Genomic DNA, 305 nt, shown 5'->3' on the forward strand with positions numbered 1-305 from the left:
CACATGTCCGTACTTACATGTCTTATCGCTACAGTTCTTAGTATTCTGTTTATTATAATTGGAGGCTTTCTGGCCGGACTAATCACTCACCCTATTGATATTATGGCAAAAATGTTGAAAGGCATCGCTGATGGCCAGGGAGATCTGACCATGCGCCTGGATATACAGAGCCAGGATGAAGTTGGTGAACTCGCACAATCTTTCAATAAATTTATTGCCAAACTGCAGTCAATTAGTATCCAGATCATCGGCCTGACAAACGAACTGACAACAAGCTCCGTTGCTGCAGCCAGAAGCGCATCAAC

General features: G+C 43.9%; 1 protein-coding gene. It reads left to right on the forward strand.

Annotated features, from left to right (window positions below; genetic code table 11):
• Positions 1-102: 102 nt before the first annotated feature.
• Positions 103-305, forward strand: a 203-nt coding sequence (locus H4O21_RS25275; protein WP_220495930.1) for a HAMP domain-containing protein, incomplete at its 3' end; no start/stop codon positions are given.

This window comes from Oceanospirillum sediminis, from assembly GCF_014164585.1.
GTDB classification, from domain to species: domain Bacteria; phylum Pseudomonadota; class Gammaproteobacteria; order Pseudomonadales; family Halomonadaceae; genus Oceanospirillum; species Oceanospirillum sediminis.